At 68.7% G+C, this 1,157-nt stretch carries 2 protein-coding genes; both read right to left on the reverse strand.

All coding sequences use genetic code 11. The features are described 5' to 3' along the window. Positions 1–246 (reverse strand): helix-turn-helix domain-containing protein (locus ACOADB_RS20055; RefSeq protein ID WP_378602558.1); only part of this gene is annotated, 246 nt, incomplete at its 3' end. A 509-nt stretch (positions 247–755) separates the two neighbouring features. Next, positions 756–1,157: CocE/NonD family hydrolase C-terminal non-catalytic domain-containing protein (locus ACOADB_RS20060; protein WP_378602561.1), on the reverse strand; the 402-nt coding region annotated here is incomplete at its 5' end.

The raw sequence follows: 1,157 nt of genomic DNA on the forward strand, positions 1-1,157 counted from the left end.
CCCCACGTCGATCTCGTCGAGACGGCGCAGCACGTCGCCCGGCTCGAACGCCCGGGTGACCGTGGCGTCGATCAGCTCCTCCTTGGAGGCGAAGACCCGGAAGATCGTGCCCTCCGCGACACCGGCCGCCTCGGCGATCAGCTTGGTGGTGACTGCGCGGCCGTGGTCGTAGAGCAGCGGCCGGGTGGCCCGGATCAACGCCTCGCGCCGGTCCTCGGGCGAGAGTGGTGCGGCGCGTGGTGGCATCTCACCAGATTAGATGAGTGAGCGCTCACTCACAAACGATTATCCGGCCACCTACCGGCGGCGCCAACTCCCTCGCACGACCCACCACACCAGATACCCCACACCGCCGCCCCCGAGCGCGAGCATCAACACCCACGTCCGGTCATTCGGCGGATAGACCTCGCCCGGCTCGTTCCGAGTTGCCTGTGCAACCGTCTCGTCTCCGGCCTCCTCGACTCCAGGACCGTCGTAGCTGACCTCATCCGAGCGAACGGAGCCGTCATCGCTCACGAACGACCCGCGCCAACTGCATCCGCCGCGGCCGGAGCAGTCCTCCGCCGCCGCAGTGAAGGTTCCTGGTCGGCCATCATTCCGTGCGGCAGCAAGCACATCTGGCGAGGCGACCACGGCGAGTCCAACACAACAAAGGGCGAAAATGGCCGGCATCCAACGGTCCGCCCATTTCCTCATGCGTTTGAATCTCTTGGCCACGCCGAGGATCGTCCCAGAGCCCTCAGCCGCAGCGCCGGTCAAGGCCCAAGTGCAGCGCTCAAGTCACTCCCCGGCAACACGGGCACCCGCAGCCGGGCGCCGTCCGCGCCACCGATGCGCAGGTTGTGGATCGCGGGCAGCGCCAGCGGGGACGCGAGCGACGTACCGACGATCTGGATCCGGATCCGGTGCCCCTTCTCGAAGCGGTTGCCGACCGGCCACAACTCCACCTGGTAGCGGCGGAACTGGAGCGGCGTGGCCGGCGAGGCGTGGGAGTAGTCGCCGTACGGCTGGACGATCCGGCCCTGGCCGTCGGTCATCGACTTCGCGGGTACGACGGCCGGGTAGCTCGTGCTCAGCCGGCCGACCGTCAAGGGGTTGGACGTCCCGTCGGGCGCGACGTCGGACAGCACGGCCCAGATGCCGGAGCCCGGCGTCGT

The sequence above is a fragment of the Nocardioides sp. CPCC 206348 genome (assembly GCF_048654705.1).
Classification (GTDB): domain Bacteria; phylum Actinomycetota; class Actinomycetes; order Propionibacteriales; family Nocardioidaceae; genus Nocardioides.